The organism is Ensifer sp. GW101-20A05 (assembly GCF_059424735.1).
This window is the reverse complement of record NZ_JBWKZT010000009.1, coordinates 104772-124306: the sequence shown is the minus strand read 5'-3', so window position 1 is coordinate 124306 and position 19535 is coordinate 104772. Positions and strand designations below refer to the sequence as shown.

The window sequence follows — 19535 nt, the reverse complement described above, 5'->3', positions numbered from 1 at the left end:
TGGGGCCTCCTCAAGCCATCTGCAAGAACTGGCGCAGCCGCGCCGATTGCGGGTCGCGCATCACCTGCGACGGCGCGCCGCGTTCTTCCACCAGTCCCTTGTGCAGGAAGATCACCTCACTGGAGATATCACGGGCGAGTGACATTTCGTGCGTGACCATGACCATGGTGCGCCCTTCTTCGGCGAGCTTCTTGATGACGAGCAGGACTTCGTTGACGAGTTCCGGGTCGAGCGCCGACGTAGGCTCGTCGAAGAGCATGACTTCCGGCTTCATCGCGAGAGCACGGGCGATCGCCGCGCGCTGCTGCTGGCCGCCCGAAAGCTGGTTGGGATAGTGGTCGCGCTTTGGGGTGATGCCGACCTTTTCCATCAGCAATTCGGCCTCGCCGATCGCATCCTTGCGCGTCATGCCGAGCACATGTATCGGGCCCTCGATGAGGTTTTCGAGGATGGTCTTGTGGGACCACAGATTGAAGCTCTGGAACACCATGCCAAGGCGCGTACGGATATGTTCGAGCTGCCGCTTGTCGGTGGCATGGAACTTGCCGTCCTTGCCCTTGACGGTGCGGATCACCTCGCCCGAGACCGCGATCTCGCCCTCATCGGGCGTCTCCAGATAGTTGATGCAGCGCAGCAAAGTGCTCTTGCCCGAACCACTGCTGCCGATCAGCGAGATGACGTCGCCGGACTTCGCCTCGAAGGAGACGCCTTTCAGCACCTCGACGGACCCGAAGCTCTTGTGAATGTTCTTCACCGATAGCGCTGTTGCGACCATGATCGTTCCTCTCGTCGCGCCCAGGCGCGCCTCCTCGTTATGCTTTCGCCGTGCGGTAGCGGGTGAGCCGCTTCTCGACGACGCCCATGACGCGCGTCAGGATGAAGACGACGGTGAAATAGATGATGCCGGCGGCAATCAGCGGTTCGAAGATCAACAGCGACTGGCGCTGCAACATACGGGCGGTGCCCATGACCTCGAGGATGGTGATGGTCGAGGCAAGCGACGTCGTCTTCAACAGGATGATCAGGTCGCCCGTCAGCACCGGCAGGCAGGATCGGAACGCCTGCGGCAGGGTGATGCGGCGAAGGATCATCGACGAGCGCATGCCGATCGACTTTGCCGCTTCGATCTGGCCTCGCGGGATCGCCTTGATCGCGCCGCGGATAACCTCGGCATTGTAGGAGGCCTGGTTGAGGCTGAGCGCAAAGATCGCGTACCACAGGCCGTCACGAAGATAGGGCCAGAGGAAGCTGTGGCGTACCCAGGTGCCGGGCAGGATTTGCCCGAGGCCATAGTAGATCAGGTAGATCTGTACCAGGAGCGGCGTGCCGCGGAATGCGAAGGTGAAGACATAGGCCGGGACCGAGAGCACGCGCCTGCCGGAAAGCCGGGCAAGCGCCACGAGAGTGCCGATGACCAGACCGAAGACGCCCGCCACCGCCGTCAAAAGCAGCGTCAGGGGGGTGGCCTTGATCAGCGCCGGCAGGAAGCCGATGACGTTGGAGATTGTTTCCATCAGTGGTGCCCCCGGTTGAGGCGGCGCTCGATCTGAGCAATCACCAGGACGGAAACGAGCGTGATCGCCAGAAACAGGATGGCCGTGAGGCCGTAGAAGAAGATGTACTGTTTGGTGCCGGCCGCAGCGCGGTAGCCGGTGTAGAGCAATTCGCTGAATGAGCCGAGCACGCTGATGATGGCGCTTTCCTTGGTGATCGACAGCCAGAGATTGCCCATGCCTGGAACCGCGTGGCGCATCATCTGCGGGAGGATAATGCGGGTGAAGACCTTGCGTCTCGGCATGCCGATCGAAACCGCCGCCTCGACCTGGCCGGGGGGCACGGAAAGGAAGGCGGAGCGCAGCACTTCAGTCATGAAGGCGCCGGAGACGAAAGCGAGTGCGATGATTGCCGCCCAGAACGAGCTGAACTGGAAGGTCTCGGCCACAAGGCCAAAGTGCTTCAACAGCCGCTCGGCACCGCTCGCGACGGAGAAATAGAGGAGCAGGATGACGAGCAGTTCGGGAAGCGAGCGAACGACGGTCGTATAGATCTCGGCAAGGAAGCGCGGGACGCGGTGCTTCGACAGTTTGCCGGCCGCACCGAGGAAGCCGAAGAGAACCGCAACCGCATAGGCGACCACGGACACCTGCAAGGTCATCACCAGGCCCCAGGCGAAATCGTCGCCCCAGCCCTCGCCGCCCCAGGCAAGCAATTGCCAGTAATAGTCCATCCGTCGTTACCTGTTCCCGATTGTCTCTAGCCCTCACGCCGCCCTCTGTCGGGCTGGATCGCTGTAGCGGTCGCTGCGAAGATGCCCCGGCGCTGCGGCCGGTTTGGCGATCGAGGGCGGCGCGAAACATAGGCCGCACGCCGCCCTTGAAAAGCGATTTACTTCTTGCCGAAGATCCACTTGTCGACGAGCTTCTGGGTCGTGCCGTCCTTCTCCAGAGCGGCAAGGCCGGCATTGACCTTTTCAAGCGTCGCCGCATCACCCTTGCGAACGGCATAGGCGACACCCTCACCGAGAACGGCATTCTTCGGGACCTCGACCTTGACCTCGTAGTCGGCGCCCTCAGGCGACTTCAGGAAGGTCTGGATGTAGAGGTCGGGGATCAACACGTAGTCGACGCGGCCGGCAATGAGGTCAGCGACCGAGTTGTCTGCCGTGTCATAACTCTTGGCTTCGGCACCAGTCAGGTACTTGGCAACATAGGCCGACTGTACGCTGGACGTCTGCACACCGATGATCTTGCCCTCGACGCTTGCCGGATCGATGATCTTGCCGGAACCGTCTGCGGCATCGATCGTCTTGATCTCGCTCGTGTCAGCCTTGGCGCCGACGAAGGAGGTGCCTTCGGTGTAATAGGGCGTCGAGAAGTCGACGACCTGGCGACGCTCGTCGGTGATCGAGAAGGCGCCGATGATGAAATCGACCTTGTTTTCCTTCATCGACGGGATCAGTCCGTCCCAGGCCATCTGGTTGATGTCGCACTTCACGGCCATCTTTTCGCAGAGCGCGCGGGAGAGGTCGGCCTCGAGGCCCTCCCATTCGCCGCCGGCGTTCACCTGGGTGAAGGGCATGTAGGGCTCCGGCGTCATGCCGAGGCGCAGCGTGTCCTCGGCCAATGCGCTGCCAACAGTCATGGAAAGGGCGATCCCTGCGAACAGGGCGGTCTTCAACGTCTTCATTTTGTTTCCTCCTCGGGGATTGCGACGGATCAGAGCGTGTTGCTGAACCAGCGCAGCGACATGCAGGACAGGCCCGCGTCGATCTTGCCGATCTCCGTCGTCTTCATGGGCACGACCTTGTAGCCGAGCTTGTCGAGCATCTCGATCGTGCGCGGGAAATCGGAGCCGACCATCACGACGTCATTGACGCGCAGCGCATTGGCCGCCGGCTCTTCACCTTCGGGAATGATCACCTGCTTGAAGCGCTCGAATGCACCCGACTTTGCCAGACGCGCGGTCGAAAGCACGGTCTCGTCGTCAAGCAGCGAGCAATCGGTCTTGAAGTGCAGCACGCCTTCCGGCGTCGCGACGATCTCGCTCTTGCGGCCGAGCTTGGCAAGGCAGGCCTGCAGCGCTTCGGCGCCGACCTTGTTGGTGCGGGCCGAAAGGCCGATCATCACGCTTTCGCGGGTCGTCAGCACGTCGCCGCCATCGGCAAAGCCGCTGCCCGGCAGGTCGAGAACGGTCTCGAACATGGCGCGGAGCGTCGGCTCGATCTCCGGCGTTTCCTTGACGCGCGTCTCGGCGCCCGGGCGCAGGAGGATCGCGCCTTCGGTGAAGACCAGCGCCGGATCCTCGACGAAGATCGAATCCGGGAAATTTTCGAGCGCCGGCAGCACCGTCACCTTCACGCCTGCGTCCTTCATCGCCGCGATGTAGGCGTCGTGTTCGGCCTTCACACCTTCGAAGGTGGGGTTGCCGCGATCGTCGGCGCGCAGGCCGTTGACGACCGACTTCGACGGCGTGCGGACGATGATGTTGTTGAACTGGTAGACGGGGCGTGACTGCGACATTTGTGGGACCTTTGGCTTGGATGAGGTGCTTCTATCGATCGGACGTGGCGGCGTAAAGCTTTTGCGTACCGGCCGGTTCTCTTCGTGACAAATGAACGCCGGCGAGCATGCAGCGCACGGAACCGCCGGCAAGCTCGATCGTCGGCACGTCGAAGGCGAGCACGCGGGCGGAGACTTCGAGCGCCTCGATCTGATCGGGGCGGAGCGAGGCGAGCGCGCGGGCCGACATGACGACCACGCGACCGTCCGCACCGTCGAGCTCGATGGCGTTGCCGGCGAAGTTCTCGATCTGATCGAGCGTCAGGTCGATCACCTGGCGACCGGTTTCCTCGAGCCGTGCGCAGATTTCCTGGCGGCGGGCCGCATCCGGGATCATGCTGGTGCCGATCAGCGCGAAGTCGGTGCCGATGCACATCAGCACATTGGTGTGATAGATCGAATTGCCACTGCGATCGACGGCGCCGAAGATCATCGGCTCGAAATTGAAGTGCGTGCAGAAACGCTCCAGCGCCACCTCGTTGGTGCGGTTCGAGCGCGCGGCATAGGCGACGCGACCGATATGGTCGAGCACCATGGCGCCGGTGCCTTCGAGATAGACGCCGTCCTTTTCGAGACCGGAATAGTCGATCACGTCCTGGACGCGATACTCGTTCTTCAGCATCTCGATGATATCGACGCGGCGCTCGCTCTGGCGGCTCTCCGAATACATCGGATAGATCGCCACATGGCCGCCGGAATGGGTCGAGAACCAGTTGTTCGGAAAGACGGAGTCGGGGCGCGTCGTCGTTTCATCCTCGAAGAGATGCACCGCGACACCTGCACCGGTGAGGCCATCAGCCATACGGCTGACTTCGTCATAAGCGGCCTTGGCGATCGCCGACGGCTGGCGTGCCGCGTCGGTCGCCTGGAAGGCGTTGTCCTCAGCGGTCATCGGATTCGGGCCGAAATGATGCGGACGGATCATCACGACGCCCTTCGGCGCCTGCACGGACAGTCTCTTCATGTTATGCAACGCTCCGCTCGGCAAAGGCGGCCGGCTGCTGCCGGAACAGGCCGTAGAGATCGCGCGGATGCTCCGGCTGTGTCGTCAGGTCGAGTTCGGTGTAGAACGCCGTGCCCTGGATCTTGTCGCGCAGGAAGCGCAGTGCCGAGAAGTCCTCAGTGGCAAAACCGACGGAATCGAAGATGGTGATCTGGCCGTTGCTGCGGCGGCCCTCGGCGTCGCCGGCGATGACCTGCCAGAGTTCGGTAACGGGGAAATCCGGCGCCATCTGCTGGATTTCGCCTTCGATGCGGGTCTGCTCCGGATATTCGACGAAGACGTCGGCACGGCGCAGGATGTCGCCCTGGAGCTCGGTCTTGCCGGGGCAGTCGCCGCCGACCGCATTGATGTGAACGCCGGCGCCAACCATGTTGTCGGAAAGGATTGTGGCGTTGCGCTTGTCGGCCGTCACCGTCGTGATGATGTCGGCACCGGCAACGGCCTCTTCCGCCGTCGCAGCAACGACGATATCGAAATCCATGTCCGAGAGGTTGTTGCAGAACTTCTCGGCGGCTTCGGGATCGATGTCGAAGACCTGCAGCCGCTTGATTCCGAGCAGGGCACGGAAGGCAAGCGCCTGGAATTCAGACTGCGCGCCGAGGCCGATGATTGCCATCGAACGGGCGTCGGGTCGAGCGAGGTACTTTGCGGCAAGCGCCGAGGTGGCCGCCGTGCGCAGACCGGTCATGATCGTCATTTCGGAGACGAGGCAGGGATAGCCGGTGCTGACATCGGAGAGAACACCGAAGGCGGTGACCGTCTGCAGGCCGACATTCGGGTTCTTCGGGTGTCCGTTGACATATTTGAAGCCGTAATGCTCGCCGTCCGAGGTCGGCATCAGCTCGATGACGCCCGTCTTCGAGTGGCTCGCGAGCCGCGGCGTTTTCTCGAATGCGTTCCACCGGCGGAAATCATCCTCGATGTATTCCGCAAGACCCACAAGGAACGTCTCAATGCCGATCGATTTGACCAGCTCGATTACGTTGCCGACACCGACATACTGAACCACGTTTAAAACTCCATCGGAGAAATTCGATGAAGTCAGCCTAGGCTTGCAAGAAGTGAGTTGAAATTTTAAACCTGCCTAATATGCAAAGCCTTATTGAGCATTTTGCGCAGTCGGATTATACAATTTTCATGCATATCTTCGACGACCTCGATCACCAACTCATCTCGCTATTGCGAGAAGACGGCCGCGCCCCCTACTCCAAGATCGCGGCCGTGCTCGGCATTTCCCGGGCCACGGTTCAAACGCGCATCGACCGGCTGCTCGAAAGCGGTGCCGTGCTCGGCTTCACGCTGCGCGTGCGTCAGGACTATGACGATCGCGCCATCCGTGCGATCATGATGATCGAGGTCAGCGGCCGCAATACCACCAAGGTGATCAAATATCTGCGCGGGCTGCCCGAGCTTTATGCCCTGCACACGACCAATGGCGGCTGGGATCTGGTCGCCGAAATCCGCGCCAACAGCCTCAGCGATTTCGACCGCATCCTGCGCGAAGTGCGCGACGTCGATGGCGTATCGAACAGCGAAACGAGCATTCTGCTCAGCACCGTCTGATCCCCCACCATCACAAGCGCGCCGCCCGCGCGCCATTCAAGACCGGTAAGACCCATGAGCCATATTCCCCAGATCGACTACGACACCGCTTCCGACGAAATCCGCGCCGCCCATGACGAGGAAGTGCGCGTGCGCGGACGCATGACCAACATGAAGCGCACACTTTTGCATTCGCCGGTCGCCCATCGCATCTACGCGGAATGGTTCACGCTACGCGAAGAACTGCGCCCGTCGTTGAACGACCGCGAGATCTGGTTTCTTTCACACGCGATTTCCGAGGCCATGCGATCGCCGATCGCCATGGGTTTCTTTCGCCGCGCCTTCGCCAATGCCGGCATCGACTTCCACACGGTCACTCCGACCGAAGACGAGCAGCGGCTGATCGCCTTCGGTCGTGCGGTCGTCGTCGATAGCAACGCCGTCCCGGCGGAGATCTGGTCCGAACTTAAGGCGCGATACGACGCCAAGGCGCTGGTCGATCTCGTCGCCTTCGCCGGCATCATGGTGGCGACCGCCCTCTTCAACAATGTCGTCGAGGTCGAGTTCGACAAGGAACTGGAACCGTTCGTCGACTGAGAAGCCGACGAACCAAATGTTTCAGCTTGCTGCCGCAGCAATAGGAAAGACGATGACCAGACCGGCCACGATCGAGGATGCGTCCAGCCTGGAAGTCTGGCTCAACACCTATATCCGCGATGGCGTCAACGCGTTCTTTGCCGATTATGCGCTGGAACAATTCACCGCCGCACGCTTCAAGGACATTCTAGATCAGGAGAACGAGAACATCTGGGTTTCGCAGAATGCCGTCGGCATCGACGGCTTTCTGCGGATGTCGTCGAATTCACGGGCGCCGGTCGATATCGTTTCGGACCTTGAAATCGCGACGCTCTATGTGCAGCCCCGTCACCACGGCCGCGGCATCGGCAGGAAGCTTCTGAAAACGGGGCTTCAATACTGCTCGGACATTGGCAGGGCGAGCACCTGGCTGGCGGTGAACGCCGAAAATGAAAAGGCCACGGCCTTTTACATCGCGAGCGGCTTCGAGAAGGTCGGGGAGACCGGCGACCGGGCCTACCCGAACAACATCCTACATTTTCGCCTAAATCGGTCCGTCGCTGACAACGCTTAAAACGGTGCTTCCGCGATCGCGGACTTGACGTCGGGATATTGCGTGTATATACACACATCATGTCTCGTTGCTACTGTGCCCTTTTACGCAAAGCCACCCGGAGAGTGACGTCGGTCTACGACGACGCGCTGCAGCCGATCGGTCTCAACCTCGCCCAGTTCAGCTTGCTTCGGCACATCGCGCGCGATGAGCCGATCTCGATGACCGAACTTGGCCGCAAGATCGAACTCGAACGCTCGACGGTCAGCCGCAACGTCAAGGTGCTGGAAGGAATGGGGTTGGCGGCAACCGGAAGCGGGAAAGATCAGAGGGAGGCCGTTGTCGAACTTACGGAAAACGGCCATCGGATTCTCATTGACGGCGCACCGCTCTGGCAGGCCGCACAGGACAAGATCGAGGCGCGACTGGGGACCGACGCGGCCGCCCAGCTAGAGGACCTGCTTCTGGCGCTCTAGACAACCTGGCCTGCCAGGAACCGTCAGCAAACTGCAAAACAACAATTCAACCTGCGACCTGCGCTCCGAAAGCCCGCGCAGCGTTCTCGCACACCCGAAAACACGGACGAAAGGAAGTCGACTATGCTCGGTCCGGCGCTTGCGCGTTATCTAGCCAAACGCAATATCCATTACGGCTGGGCTGTGGCCGCCGTCACCTTCCTGGTCATGCTGTCGACTGCGGGAGCGATGGGCTCGGCCGGCGTGCTGATCAAGCCGCTTGAAACCGAGTTCGGCTGGTCGAATGCCCAGATCTCGCTGGCGCTGGCGATCCGCCTTTGCCTGTTCGGTCTGCTCGGACCGTTCGCAGCATCGTTCATGAACCACTTCGGGGTACGCCCGGTCGTTTCCGCGGCGCTGGTCCTGATCATCGCCGGCATCGCCGCCTCCTTCTACATGACGGAGCTCTGGCACCTGGTCGCGATCTGGGGCGTGGTGTTGGGCGTCGGCACCGGCATGACGGCGCTGGTTCTCGGCGCGACGGTCGCGACACGCTGGTTCGACAAGCGACGCGGGCTCGTCGTGGGACTGATGACTGCCAGCAACGCCACGGGGCAGCTGGTGTTCCTGCCGCTGCTCGCGTCTCTCACGGAAACGATCGGCTGGCGCTCGGCACTGACGCTGATCATCGTCATCCTCATGGCAGCCCTCACACTGGTCCTGTTGCTGATGCAGGATCGCCCTGGTGATCTCGGCCTCGCGCCCTTCGGCTCGAAACAGATGGTGCCGGCGGCGCCGAAGGCAAAGAGCTTCGGGGCTCTGCTGATGGCACCGATCAGGGCGCTTTCCGACGCCGCGAAGACCAACACCTTCTGGGTGTTGTTCGCCACCTTCTTCGTCTGCGGTTTCAGCACCAACGGCCTGATCCAGACCCATTGGGTTTCGATCTGCGGTGATGTGGGTATTGCCGCCGTCGCCGCGGCCAGCCTCCTGGCGCTGATCGGCGTGTTCGATCTCATCGGGACCGTCGGCTCCGGCTGGCTTTCGGATCGCTACGACAACCGGTGGCTGCTCTTCTGGTTCTATGGCCTGCGTGGTCTCTCGCTGATGTTCCTGCCGTTCAGCGGCTTCAACATCTACACGCTGTCGATCTTCGCGATCTTCTACGGCCTGGACTGGGTCGCGACGGTTCCGCCGACCGTGAAGCTCTCGGCCGAACGCTTCGGCCCGGAACGGGCCGGTCTCGTCTTCGGCTGGGTTTTTACCGGCCATCAGCTCGGCGCCGCCAGTGCGACCTTCCTCGCTGGCGCAAGCCGGACGTCGCTCGAAACCTACGCGCCGGCGCTGATCGCCGCCGGAATGCTCTGCATCGTCGCCGCCCTGCTAGTCCTGACGATCGGCCGGCGCCAGCCGGAGGCGCTGGTGCCGCAGCCGGCCTGAGTTCTTCCCCATAGTTGTGCGCAAAAAGGGCGGGCTGCCGGTGGCACCCGCCCTTGATGTTTAGACCTTGGACCGTCAGTGACTGAACTCAGTCACGAATTCCGGATTGCCGCGAATGGTGTTGCTGACGGTGCAGATCTCGTTTTCGGCGGCTTCCGCGATCGCATGACGGACCGCATCGTCGAAATCGCCTTTGATGTCGAAGACGATGTTGAACTTGGCTACGCGAGAGGGTTCGTCATGGGCCTTCTCGCCGGTCACCTTGGCACTTACCTCCGTCAACCGGTCGAGCACGCCATAGCGGCTGGCGGCAATGCGGGCGCTCAAGACCAGGCAGCTTGCGAGCGAGGCGTAAAGCAGATCGAGCGGGCCGTAACCCGCCTGCGACGGGCCGGTAACGATATCGAGTTCGCCGCCGGTCACCGAAGTCACATGCGGAAAGCCGGTTCTGCCGACCACGGCCGTTGCACCGGTTTCACGCGTTCTCACTTTCACATCCGCCATCTCGCAAACCTTCCCAGAATTCTCGGAACCGACACCATCGTTGTCGGCAGAAACACGTCGCCCCGGGCCGCAAGGCCCAGGGCGTTGATATGTGCGCCTTTGAAGAACGGCGCAAGAGCGATGCTCGATCAGTTCTTCTTCACCAGGCGGTAGAACACGAAGTCCGACGTCGCGCCATTGACGTAGCCCTCGACCTTGTCCTTCATTGCAACCTGGGTCGCGGCCTGGAACATGATCACGATCGGCGACTTTTCCTGCACCTTGCGCTGCAGGTCGACATAGAGCGCATCGCGCTTGGCCGGATCGGCTTCCTTGAGTGCTGCCTTGGTCGCTTCGTTGAGTTCGGCCGGCACGGCCCAGCCGTTACGCCACGTGGTCGTCGACTGATACTTGTCGTCGGCATTGTCTTCGTTATAGGCGAAGGCCTTGGCGTTCGAATGCGGGTCCATGAAGTCGGGGCCCCAATAGAGCAGCATGGCTTCGTGGGTACGCGCACGGTACTTAGTGATCACCTGGCTGCCGGTGCCCGGGATGATCTCGAAGTTGATGCCGGCTTCGGCGAACGATGCCTGCAGCGACTGTGCCATGTCGGTAAACGGCGTCGAGTTGATGACGTCGAGGGTTACCTTGATCGGCGTCTTGATACCGGCGTCAGCGAGGATCTTCTTCGCCTTTTCGACGTCGTAGCTGTAGGGCGTCTCATCGAGCGAGCCCGGGAAGCCCTTCGGCCAGAAGGCCTGGTGAACTTCCATCTGACCCTTCAGGAAGCTGTCGGTCATGCCCTTGTAGTCCACGAGGTAGCGGGCGGCTTCCCAGACGGCTTCCGGCTGCAGGGCTGCGTTCTTCTGGTTGAACGACAGGAAGTGCACGGCGGCCTGCGGGTAGGATTCGACCTTCACGCCGTCCTTGCCTTCGAGACCCGAAACCTGGTCCGGCGTCAGGTTCTTGGCCATGTCGACGTCGCCGGTCTGCAGCATCAGCTGCTGCGTTGCAGCTTCGGCCACGTGACGGATGATCACGCCCTTGATTGCCGGAGCGCCACCGAAATAGTTCGGGTTGCTCTGCAGGTTCAGGAGCTCGCCGGCGCGGAAGGCCTTCAGCACGAAGGGACCGGTGCCGGCCGAATTGGCCTTGAGCCACGCATTACCGAAGTCGCCATCGGCCTCATTGGCCTTGACGGTCTCGGCATCGACGACCGAAGCCGGGCGGGCGGCGAGAACGTTCAGAACGAAGGCCGACGAGAAGTCGCCTTCATACTTGATCGTGACCTTGTTGCCGTTGGCCGTCACCATCTTGTCGATGTTTTCAGGCGTCCAGCCAAGCTGCGTCAGGATGAAGGCAGGCGCCTTGTTGAGAACGACGACGCGCTTGAAGGAATAGACGACGTCTTCGCCGCGCAGCGGGTTGCCGGAGGTGAAGGTGACCCCATCGCGCAGCGTGAAGGTGATCGTCTTGGCGGCATCGTCGGCCGTCCATTCGGAGGCAAGGCCCGGCGCCAGCTTCTTCACATCAGGCGCATCGTACTGCACCAGGCGGTCATAGGTCTGGGTGACGTATTCGCCCGAAGAAAACTCGTAGGCTTCGGCCGGATCGATGCTGACGATGTCGTCGATGTTCTGCGCCACGACCAGCACTTCCGCCGGCGTTTCGGCGAGCGCCGCCGGCGCTACGCTCATCATCAGGGACGCCGCGAACACCGCGGCCTTGAACATTCTCATCATCATTCTCCTATTTTCGATGAGGCTTGGTTTTTGTCATCGCCGGCTTCAGCGCCTTTTGCGGCGCGCCGGTCTCGTTGGATTGCGATGCCCGCAAGCGGAAGAGCGGCAGCGTGCCGGTCCAGATCAGCCGCACGGGCTTGTCGGTCTTGTTCCACCAAAAGTGAGGCTGGATGCCGCGGAAATGCAGGCCGTCGCCCGGGGAAAGCGTGGTCTCGTCGCCGTCGAGCCCGAACAGGATCTCCCCTTCGAGCATGTAGACGAGCTCCTCGCCCTCATGACTGAAGACCTCGGAACGGTGTCCCGGCGGAATGGTGATGACGAAGCTCGAAAGCTGGTTGCCGGCAAAATCGGCGCCGATCCGCTCATAGGAAACCGGCGAGCCGCCGACCGAAAACACCATGCGCCCCTCGGCGCGCGAGAGGCCGGTATCGATCGCCGGGGCGAGGATGAAGTGGTTGAGCTCGGCGCCGAGCCCCTGGGCAATCTGGGCCAGCGTGCCAAGCGAGGGCATGGCGAGATCGCGCTCGATCTGGCTGAGATAACCGACGGAAACGCCCGCCGCATCGCTCAGCGCCTGCAGCGTCATATGCATCTGCCGCCGACGCGCGCGCACCAGCGCGCCCACCTTCGGCTGCCCTGCCCCGGTGCTTTTCCCGGACGTGGCTTCGTCATCCGACGGAACGCTCACGCTCTCCTCCCCCAGTAAAATTTTTTTGATTTAAGCAAACTTATTTATATACTCCAAGCGAATTTTTGCGGTATCGACAGGACAGACCGCAAGCGAAGAGGGATGGAATCGCCACGTGGCAAATGACAGCACCACTGCAGCAACGCCGGTACGCCGCGCCTCCAGACCTAGCCGGAGCCGGCAGCGCCTTAGCTCATTGGCGGGCTTCCTGGTTACGCTCGCGATAACCTTCCTTGGCCTGCTCGCGATCACCTTCTTCATCGGCCGCATCGTGCCGATCGACCCGGTTCTCGCTGTCGTCGGCGACCGCGCGCCCGTTGCGGTCTATGAGCGCGTCCGTCAGGAAATGGGGCTCGACCAGCCGCTGATCACCCAGTTCGTCAGCTATGTCGGCGATGTCGCCACCGGCAATTTTGGCACCTCGGTTTCCACCGGCAAGCCGGTTATCGAAGACCTTGCCCGCGTCTTCCCGGCGACGCTCGAGATGGCGACACTCGGCATCATCCTCGGCGTGCTCATCGGCGTCCCACTCGGCGTTTTTGCAGCCGCCCGCCGCGGCTCGTGGCTCGATCAGGGCATCCGCGTCATCGGCCTGCTCGGCTATTCGGTGCCCGCCTTCTGGCTCGGCCTTGTCGGCCTTGCCGTCTTTTATGCGCGACTGAAATGGGTCGGCGGCCCGGGGCGGGTCGACATCTTCTATGACGGCATGGTGACGCCGATCACTGGGCTCATCCTTGTCGACAGCATCATCGCCGGCGAATGGGAGATCTTCCGAAACGCCGTCTGGCACCTGATCCTTCCGGCCTCCTGCCTCGGCTTCTTTTCGCTCGCCTATATCGCCCGCATGACCCGCTCCTTCATGCTCGACCAGTTGAGCCAGGAATATGTCACCACCGCCCGGGTGAAAGGCGTCCCGGAGCGCCTCGTCATCTGGCGCCACGCCTTCCGGCCGATCCGCGTGCCGCTGATCACCGTCATCGGCCTTTCCTATGCCGGCCTGCTCGAAGGCTCCGTCATGATCGAGACGATCTTCTCTTGGCCGGGCATCGGCAACTACCTGACCGTCGCCCTGCTCAACGCCGACATGTCGGCCGTGCTCGGCTCGACCCTCGTCATCGGCGCGGTCTTCATCGGTATCAACAAGATTTCGGACGTGCTCTACCGCGTTCTCGATCCTCGGGCGCGCTAGGGAGGGCGACCATGACCACACTTCGCGACTGGCTGATCGACGACAGCCCCGCCTCGCCGATGCAGGCGCGCCTCGGGCGTTTCTACCGCATCTTCGGCGCCCTGATGCGCAATCCGCTGGCCGTCGTCGGCGCTATCATCATCCTGGCCCTGGTGTTGACGGCTCTATTCGCGCCTTGGCTCGCCACCCATGATCCGCTGCGCCAGGCACTCGGCGAACGCCTGCTGCCGCCGAGTGGCGCCCACTGGATGGGGACCGACGAACTCGGCCGCGACATCTGGTCCCGCGTCGTCTACGGCGCGCGCATCACGCTTGCGATCGTCACGCTCGTTGCCGTGCTTGCAGCCCCCGCCGGCCTGGTGATCGGCGTTGCCGCCGGCTATTTCGGCGGCTGGGTCGATCGTATCCTCATGGGCATCACCGACATCTTCCTGTCGCTGCCGAAGCTGATCCTGGCGCTTGCTTTCGTCGCGGCCCTCGGCCCCGGCATCGAAAATGCGATCATCGCCATCGCCATCACCTCCTGGCCGGGCTACGCCCGTGTCGCCCGTGCAGAGACGCTGACCTTCAAGAACTCCGAGTTCATTTCGGCGGTGCGGCTACTCGGCGCTTCGAGCCTGCGCGTCAATCTCGGCCACGTGCTGCCGCTCTGCACCTCCTCGATGATCGTCCGCGTCACGCTCGACATGGCAGGCATCATCCTGACGGCCGCCGGCCTCGGCTTCATCGGTCTTGGCGCCCAGCCGCCGCTTCCCGAATGGGGCGCGATGATCTCACGTGGCCGTTCGTTCATTCTCGACCAGTGGTGGGTCGCAACCATGCCGGGCTTTGCCATCATTCTCGTCAGCCTCGGCTTCTGCTTCCTGGGCGATGGCCTGCGCGACGTGCTGGATCCGAAGAGCGGGGAGCAGCGCTGATGAGCAATCTTCTCGAAATCGAAAAGCTGCGCGTCACCTTCCCGACCCCCCGTGGCGACCTCGAAGTGGTACGCGGCATCTCCTTCACAGTCGGCCGCGAGCGCTTGGGCATCGTCGGCGAAAGCGGCTCGGGAAAATCAATGACCGGCCGCTCGATCCTGCAGCTGATCCGGGCGCCGGGTCGCGTCACCGCCGACAAGCTCGTCTTCGACGGCATCGACCTCTTGAAACAGTCCGAACGGCAGATGCGCGCCATTCGCGGCGCCCGCATCTCCATGGTGATGCAGGACCCGAAGTTCTCGCTAAACCCGGTCATGACCATCGGCGAGCAGATTGCCGAAGCGTTGCTGACGCACCAGAAGCTGCCGCGCCGTGAGGTCAACAACCGCATGCTCGCGATGCTGGAATCGGTGCGCATCGCCGATCCGGAACGCGTCGCCCGGCTCTATCCGCATGAAGTCTCGGGCGGCATGGGGCAACGGGTGATGATCGCGATGATGCTGATCCCCGAGCCGGACCTGCTGATCGCAGACGAGCCGACCTCGGCGCTCGACGTTTCCGTGCAGGCGCAGGTGCTCGACATCATCGACGAACTGGTGAAGCGCAAGGGCATGGGGCTGATCTTCATCAGCCACGACCTGAACCTCGTCTCCAGCTACTGCGACCGCATCCTCGTGATGAACACCGGCGAGGTGGTCGAGGAGTGCAAGGCCGGTGAGCTGATGGCGGCGAAACATCCCTATACGCGCGGGCTGATCGCCTCCATTCCGCGCCTCGATGAAACACGGGACGAGCTGCCGGTGCTCGACCGCAGCGCATGGGCCAAGGCATGACCGCGCTCTCTCTCAAGAACCTCGACATCTCCTATGGTGATGTGCAGATCACCCACGACGTCAATCTCGACATCGCCGACGGCGAGAGCTTTGCCCTCGTCGGCGAAAGCGGTTCGGGCAAATCGACCGTATTGAAGGCGATTGCCGGTCTTGCGCCGGAATGGTCAGGAGAAATCACGGTGCTCGGCTCGCCCCGCGGCCACGGCATCGACCGTGCATTCTCGCGCCAGTGCCAGATGGTGTTCCAGGACCCCTATGGCTCGCTGCACCCGCGCAAGACCGTCGATGCGACGCTCGGAGAAGCCTTGACCATCCATGGCATCGGCGACCGCAATGCGCGGATCGAGGAAGTCATGGCCTCGGTCGGTCTCGATCGCAAGTTCCGCTTCCGCTTCCCGCACCAGCTTTCGGGCGGCCAGCGCCAGCGTGTGGCGATTGCTCGTGCGCTGATGCTGAAGCCGAAGGTGCTGCTGCTCGACGAGCCGACCTCGGCGCTCGACGTCTCGGTCCAGGCCGAAATTCTTAATCTGCTGAAGCGCCTCAGGCGCGAGCAGAACCTCACCTTCCTGATGGTCACCCACAATCTGGCCGTCGTCTCGTTCCTTTGCGATCGGCTCGCCGTCATGCGGCAGGGCCGCATCGTCGAAGTGGCCGACGTTGCCGATCTCAAGCGCGGCGACCTCAAGGATCCCTATTCGCGTGAGCTGATGCAGATCAGCGCCGCGCATGCCAACTAGAGCGGGACGATAAACGACGCGCGCGGTCCTCCGCTCGCGTACCGTTCTAAAATACCGAGTAACTCCAAGGACATAGCATGAACAGTGAACAGATCGCTGCCGCGCTGGCGGAATTCGACGCGGCGATTGCCAAGACAACCGATGCCGACGCGGTATGGACCGCGCTGCAGACGCTTTGCCGCCAGGTGATCGGCGCCAAGCTTTTCACCATCATGACGGTCGACATGGTCAACGAAGTCGCCCGCCGCGCCTACACCTCGCACCCCGCGGAATACCCGACCTCCGGCACCAAGCCGATCCGCTACGACAGCTGGTTCGACATCGTGCACAAGGCGCACCAGACCTTCGTCGCCAACACCATCGTCGACATCTCCAAGGTCTTCGGCGACCACGAAACCATCTGGTCGCTCGGCTGCGGTTCGGTTGCCAACATTCCGGTCGTGGTCGGCGGCGAACTGCTCGGCACGGTCAACTGCCTCGACGTCGAGCACCACTACACCCCGGTACGCGTGGCACTCTCCAAGCATCTGGAAATGCCGGCGAAGCTCGCATTCCTCGCCGCCGCGCGCGCCGAGCAGAAGTAACAAGGCTGGCCGAAGGCCCCGCCGCCTTCGGCCTCTCCGTCAGCGGCCGATCGCCATGCCGCTTTCCTTCAGGAAGAAATGCATCTTTTGCGCCTCGATCGGCACTTCGATCTGATCGTCAGGGCCGATACGTGAAGCTGCGTGAACCTGTGCGGTGAAGGCGCCTTGCCCCACCTTGCCGAGCGCCAGCGTGTGCGGCCCAAGCGGCTCGACATCCCGCACAGTGAGCTTCACGGTCGGCGCTCCGGCATCCGTTGCCATCGTATGCTCCGGACGGATGCCAAGCACGACGTCCTTGCCGACCAAGGCACCAAGCCTTTCCACGCGGCTCTCCGGAACCGCAATAGCAACATCGCCTTCCGCCCTGAATGTGAGCCCGCCATCGCCGCGCTCGAGCCGGCCCTCGATGAAATTCATGCTGGGCGCGCCGATGAAGGCGGCGACGAAGAGATTGGCCGGCGCTTCGTAAAGCGTAATCGGATCGGCCGCCTGTTCGATGCGGCCCTGGTTCATGACGACGACGCGGTCGGCCATGGTCATCGCTTCCACCTGGTCGTGCGTGACGTAAACGGCCGTTGTCTGAAGACGCCGATGCAACAGTTTGATTTCGGTGCGCATTTCGATGCGCAGCTTGGCATCCAGATTTGACAGCGGCTCGTCGAAGAGGAAGACATCGGGCTGGCGCACGATCGCTCGGCCGATCGCCACGCGCTGGCGCTGGCCGCCGGAAAGTGCGCTCGGCTTGCGAGCAAGGTATGCACCGAGATTGAGAATTCGCGCCGCGTCTGCGACCGCCTTGTCGATCTCGGCCTTGGGCGTGCCCCGCACCTTCATGCCGTAGCCGATGTTTTCGGCGACCGTCATGTGCGGATAGAGCGCGTAGTTCTGAAACACCATCGAGCAATTGCGCAGGCCCGGCCGCAGCTCCGTGACGTCGCGGTCGCCGATATTGATCGAACCCGACGACGCCGTTTCGAGGCCGGCAATCATCCGAAGGGTCGTCGTCTTGCCGCAACCGGACGGCCCGACGAGCACGACGAATTCGCGATCGGCGATCTGAAGATCGAGCGGCGGAATGACGGTGACGTTCCCGAAGGACTTGGTGATCTGCTCCAGTCGGACCTGTGACATGCGGAAGCCTTTGCTGCTGACGGTACCCGGCGCGTGGCGTCCGGGACATTGAGTGGACGATCCGAACAAGACCGACCACCGGTATCAAAAGGCCCGCCCCGATTGCCTCGGGGCGGGCCCTCGGTTGCCTTTATTCCTGGGGCAGCCCCATCGATGCGCGATAGGCGGCAAGCTGCTTGTCACGGCCGAATTCGTCGGTCAGCTTGTTCCACTGCTCGGCGACGCTATCGAGCGCCTGTTGCGGCGTCACTTCGCCGGCAAGCGCCTTGGAGAGTTCGATCTCCAGCACTTCCGTGTAGGAGAAGTAGCCGGGCAGGCGCATGTCGAGCGCGATGTTCTTGGCGGTCACCGCGTCCTTCTGTGCGCCGAGATATTCCTTCGCTTCGCGCTCGGAGAAGATCTTCGACCAGAGATCGAGGTTCGTCGTGTGCGAGATGCGATAGGGGTTGACCCCGGTGCCGCCGGTGATTGCCGCCTGGCCGGAGACGGCCGGGCTCGTCAGATACTGGATATAGTTCCAGGCCGCTTCCTGCTTCGTCGATGTCGCTGGAACCGCCGCCTGCCAGCCGCCGAAGGCCATGAACGAGGTCTGGACGACATGGTCGAACTTGTCCCACTTCTTGGTCTTGTAATTCCAGATCTCGTCCGATCCCGGCAATGGCGCCGAGCCGACATTGCCCGCGACCTTAGACTGCTTCGGGTCCGCGCCGATGACGCCGGTATCGCCCCAGCCGATCGATTCCGCCACTTGCCCGCCGGCGAAGGCGGCGTTCACTTCACCGAAGGAGAAGTTCAGCGCGTTCGGCGGCGCGAGTTTCGAGGCGCGTATGTACTCCTCGAGGCCACGAACCCAGCCGGGATTGTTGACCTGGGCGTCCATCGTCTCCGGATTGAAGAACATGGCGCCGGGATTGTCCGGGTGGCTGGTATATCCGGCAACGTGGCTGAACAGGAACCAGAACTGCTGGCCGCCGCGACGGAAGGCTTCGGCCGTACCCCAGAGGTTGTTGGTCGGCTGGTTGAAGTATTCGGCGATGTCGAGATATTGCTTCCAGGTCTTCGGCGGCGCCAGGTCGTAGCCGTACTTCGCCTTGAACGCCTTCTGGTTGTCGGCGTTCTCAAAGAGATCGATGCGGTAGCTGTAGGTGTGGGCGTCGCCGTCCATCGTCTGGGACAGCACCTTGCCGTTCCAGACCATCAGCTGTTCGCGATAGACAGGCGCGATATCCTCCCAATCGGCGCCCTTGCGCATGTCGGCCGGCATTTCCGACAGGAAGTCGGTGAAATCAGGCGCCCAGGCAGGCGCAAAGGCAATCACGTCGAACGCGTCTTCACCAGAGGTCAGCGACGTCACGATCTTCGGGTAGAGTTCCGACCACGGAAACTCGACGACCTTGACCTTACCGCAGGTCTTTTCCTCCCAGCCTTTGGCCGCGAGTTGCAGCGCCGAGGCGATATAGGGGCCGGTCTGTGTCGTTGCCGTCAGCTCGACGCCGGTGTAGTCCGGTTCGCAGGCAAGCGCCGTTCCCGCGCTCCCCATCGCGAGTGCGCCGAGAGATGCAGATGCCAGTAGCAATTTCCTCATTCTATCCTCCCTGTGAATG

The 19535-nt window shown here is 62.3% G+C and carries 22 protein-coding genes; 10 read left to right on the top strand and 12 right to left on the bottom strand.

The features are described 5' to 3' along the window. Positions 1-10 precede the first annotated feature (10 nt). The 7 genes from AC070A_RS21870 to ocd all read right to left on the bottom strand — a co-directional run bounded on the left by AC070A_RS21870 (position 11) and on the right by ocd (position 6106). Positions 11-775: an ABC transporter ATP-binding protein gene (locus AC070A_RS21870; protein ID WP_492383915.1), complete on the bottom strand. Its 765-nt coding sequence runs from the start codon at positions 773-775 to the stop codon at positions 11-13. A 37-nt stretch (positions 776-812) separates the two neighbouring features. Then, the gene (locus AC070A_RS21865; protein WP_057249177.1) at positions 813-1514 is read right to left on the bottom strand and encodes an ABC transporter permease; all 702 of its coding nucleotides are present in this window, start codon (positions 1512-1514) and stop codon (positions 813-815) included. After that, positions 1514-2227, bottom strand: coding sequence for an ABC transporter permease (locus tag AC070A_RS21860; RefSeq protein ID WP_057249178.1), 714 nt, complete (start codon positions 2225-2227; stop codon positions 1514-1516). Before AC070A_RS21860 ends, AC070A_RS21865 begins: the two co-directional genes overlap by 1 nt. Before the next feature lie 158 nt (positions 2228-2385). Beyond that, positions 2386-3186 (bottom strand): transporter substrate-binding domain-containing protein, encoded by an 801-nt coding sequence (locus tag AC070A_RS21855; protein WP_492383914.1) that lies wholly within the window; start codon positions 3184-3186, stop codon positions 2386-2388. A 29-nt stretch (positions 3187-3215) separates the two neighbouring features. Then, a complete protein-coding gene (locus tag AC070A_RS21850) occupies positions 3216-4019 on the bottom strand; it encodes an arginine deiminase family protein (RefSeq protein ID WP_112996942.1) in 804 nt (267 codons plus the stop codon). A 31-nt stretch (positions 4020-4050) separates the two neighbouring features. Next, a complete protein-coding gene (gene ctlX / locus AC070A_RS21845; RefSeq protein ID WP_112996941.1) occupies positions 4051-5022 on the bottom strand; it encodes a citrulline utilization hydrolase CtlX in 972 nt (323 codons plus the stop codon). Between the two features lies 1 nt (position 5023). After that, complete coding sequence (ocd, locus tag AC070A_RS21840) at positions 5024-6106, bottom strand: ornithine cyclodeaminase (RefSeq protein WP_425988200.1); 1083 nt, start codon at positions 6104-6106, stop codon at positions 5024-5026. Between the two features lie 92 nt (positions 6107-6198). Here ocd and AC070A_RS21835 point away from each other — a divergent pair, with 92 nt between their 5' ends. The 5 genes from AC070A_RS21835 to AC070A_RS21815 all read left to right on the top strand — a co-directional run bounded on the left by AC070A_RS21835 (position 6199) and on the right by AC070A_RS21815 (position 9627). Continuing rightward, positions 6199-6624: an Lrp/AsnC family transcriptional regulator gene (locus AC070A_RS21835; protein ID WP_043613515.1), complete on the top strand. Its 426-nt coding sequence runs from the start codon at positions 6199-6201 to the stop codon at positions 6622-6624. 54 nt (positions 6625-6678) lie between these two features. Continuing rightward, positions 6679-7200: a carboxymuconolactone decarboxylase family protein gene (locus AC070A_RS21830; protein WP_112996939.1), complete on the top strand. Its 522-nt coding sequence runs from the start codon at positions 6679-6681 to the stop codon at positions 7198-7200. Positions 7201-7252: 52 nt separating this feature from the next. Then, positions 7253-7753: a GNAT family N-acetyltransferase gene (locus tag AC070A_RS21825; RefSeq protein WP_492383913.1), complete on the top strand. Its 501-nt coding sequence runs from the start codon at positions 7253-7255 to the stop codon at positions 7751-7753. 59 nt (positions 7754-7812) lie between these two features. Beyond that, on the top strand, positions 7813-8208 hold the full coding sequence (locus AC070A_RS21820; RefSeq protein WP_058325010.1) for a MarR family winged helix-turn-helix transcriptional regulator: 396 nt from the start codon (positions 7813-7815) through the stop codon (positions 8206-8208). A gap of 123 nt (positions 8209-8331) precedes the next feature. Continuing rightward, positions 8332-9627: an MFS transporter gene (locus tag AC070A_RS21815; protein ID WP_058325011.1), complete on the top strand. Its 1296-nt coding sequence runs from the start codon at positions 8332-8334 to the stop codon at positions 9625-9627. 75 nt (positions 9628-9702) lie between these two features. On the opposite strand, the gene AC070A_RS21810 is transcribed toward AC070A_RS21815, so the two are convergent. The 3 genes from AC070A_RS21810 to AC070A_RS21800 form a co-directional block, all read right to left on the bottom strand. Then, on the bottom strand, positions 9703-10131 hold the full coding sequence (locus tag AC070A_RS21810) for an OsmC family protein (protein WP_112996938.1): 429 nt from the start codon (positions 10129-10131) through the stop codon (positions 9703-9705). 128 nt (positions 10132-10259) lie between these two features. Further along, positions 10260-11849, bottom strand: a complete 1590-nt coding sequence (locus AC070A_RS21805; RefSeq protein ID WP_112996937.1) for an ABC transporter substrate-binding protein — start codon at positions 11847-11849, stop codon at positions 10260-10262. A gap of 10 nt (positions 11850-11859) precedes the next feature. Then, entirely contained in the window at positions 11860-12540 is a 681-nt protein-coding gene (locus AC070A_RS21800) for a helix-turn-helix domain-containing protein (RefSeq protein WP_057249186.1), read from the bottom strand. Positions 12541-12736: 196 nt separating this feature from the next. Between AC070A_RS21800 and AC070A_RS21795 the strand changes: the two genes are divergently transcribed. The 5 genes from AC070A_RS21795 (at position 12737) to AC070A_RS21775 (ending at position 16800) form a co-directional block, all read left to right on the top strand. Then, positions 12737-13729, top strand: coding sequence for an ABC transporter permease (locus AC070A_RS21795; RefSeq protein WP_234793047.1), 993 nt, complete (start codon positions 12737-12739; stop codon positions 13727-13729). An 11-nt stretch (positions 13730-13740) separates the two neighbouring features. After that, positions 13741-14646, top strand: a complete 906-nt coding sequence (locus AC070A_RS21790) for an ABC transporter permease (RefSeq protein ID WP_112996935.1) — start codon at positions 13741-13743, stop codon at positions 14644-14646. After that, positions 14646-15479: an ABC transporter ATP-binding protein gene (locus AC070A_RS21785; RefSeq protein ID WP_425988029.1), complete on the top strand. Its 834-nt coding sequence runs from the start codon at positions 14646-14648 to the stop codon at positions 15477-15479. Before AC070A_RS21790 ends, AC070A_RS21785 begins: the two co-directional genes overlap by 1 nt. Continuing rightward, positions 15476-16216: an ABC transporter ATP-binding protein gene (locus AC070A_RS21780; protein WP_112997018.1), complete on the top strand. Its 741-nt coding sequence runs from the start codon at positions 15476-15478 to the stop codon at positions 16214-16216. The genes AC070A_RS21785 and AC070A_RS21780 overlap by 4 nt, the downstream gene beginning before the upstream one ends. A 77-nt stretch (positions 16217-16293) precedes the next feature. Beyond that, positions 16294-16800, top strand: a complete 507-nt coding sequence (locus AC070A_RS21775) for a GAF domain-containing protein (protein ID WP_112996934.1) — start codon at positions 16294-16296, stop codon at positions 16798-16800. A 39-nt stretch (positions 16801-16839) separates the two neighbouring features. Here the strand turns inward: AC070A_RS21775 and AC070A_RS21770 are convergent, their stop codons facing one another. Together AC070A_RS21770 and AC070A_RS21765 are read right to left on the bottom strand one after the other, a co-directional pair. Further along, positions 16840-17931: an ABC transporter ATP-binding protein gene (locus AC070A_RS21770; protein WP_492383912.1), complete on the bottom strand. Its 1092-nt coding sequence runs from the start codon at positions 17929-17931 to the stop codon at positions 16840-16842. Between the two features lie 130 nt (positions 17932-18061). Continuing rightward, positions 18062-19516 (bottom strand): ABC transporter substrate-binding protein, encoded by a 1455-nt coding sequence (locus AC070A_RS21765; protein ID WP_112996932.1) that lies wholly within the window; start codon positions 19514-19516, stop codon positions 18062-18064. Positions 19517-19535 lie beyond the last annotated feature (19 nt).